The 1,131-nt window shown below is 77.2% G+C and carries 1 protein-coding gene; it reads left to right on the forward strand.

Annotation, left to right across the window (positions count from 1 at the left end):
* Nucleotides 1–1,117 (forward strand): ferredoxin--NADP reductase (locus tag CCN42_RS39820; protein WP_107427730.1); only part of this gene is annotated, 1,117 nt, incomplete at its 5' end.
* Between the last annotated feature and the right edge of the window lie 14 nt (nt 1,118–1,131).

A 1,131-nucleotide genomic window follows, 5' to 3' on the forward strand; every position in this document is an offset into this window, starting at 1 on the left:
AGATGATTATAAGAGACCGCGCCGGCACCGGCTCCGCGTCACCGAGGTCCGCCCCCTGAGCGCCGACACGGTGGCCGTCACCCTGGACGTGCCCGCCGCCCTGCGCGAGGTCTTCACCCACCGTCCCGGCCAGCACGTCGTCGTCCGGCACCGCCACGGCGACGGCGAACTGAGCCGCAGCTACTCCCTCTGCCCGCCCCCGCACGCCCCCGGGACACTCCGCCTGGTGATCAAGCGGGGCGGCCCCGACGGCTTCGGTACGCACGCCGCCACCCGCCTCGCACCCGGCGACCACCTCGAACTCTCCCCACCCGTCGGCACCTTCGCCCTGCCGGAGCTGCCCGGCGCCCACCACGTCCTCCTCGCGGGCGGCACCGGCATCACCCCGCTGGCCCCGATGGCCGCCCACGCGCTGCGCCGCGACCCGGCCTGTCACGTCACCCTCGTCCACTCGGTCCGCACCACCGCCGACGCCGTGCTGGCCGATGAACTGGCGGAGCTGAAGGACGAGTTCGTCGACCGCTTCACCGTCCTGTACGTGCTGACCCGCGAGGACCGGGGGAGCGCGGGCGGGCCGCTCGCGGGGCGGCTCGACGCGGCCGCGCTGCGCCACCTGCTGGCGGCCGTGGACGCCCGCCCCGGCCCGGACACCGCGTACGCCCTGTGCGGACCGCCCGGGCTCCTCGGCACCGCACGGCGGGTCCTGGCCGAGGAGGGCGCCGATCCGGCGCTCGTCCGCTGGGAGCTGTTCACGAGCGGCGGGACGGCACAGCGGCCACCGGAGCCGGCCGCACCGGCACCCACGGCGGGGCCGGCCGCACCGGCACCCGGGACGGGACAGGCCCGGGTCACCGCCCTGCTCGACGGACGCCGCCGCGTCGCCACCGTCCTGCCCCGCGACCCGGTCCTCCTCGACGCGCTGCTGCGCGCCCATCCCGACGTGCCGTACGCCTGCCGCGAGGGCGTGTGCGGCAGTTGCCGCGCGAAGGTCCTGTCCGGGCAGGTGACGGCCGACCGCCAGCACGCCCTGGACGAACGCGACCGCGCCGCCGGCTACACCCTCGTCTGCCGCGCCCGGCCGCGCACCCCCGAGATCACCCTCGACTTCGACGCCTGACCGCCCCCCCCCCC

The organism is Streptomyces glaucescens, from assembly GCF_002154375.1.
Taxonomy (GTDB): domain Bacteria; phylum Actinomycetota; class Actinomycetes; order Streptomycetales; family Streptomycetaceae; genus Streptomyces; species Streptomyces glaucescens.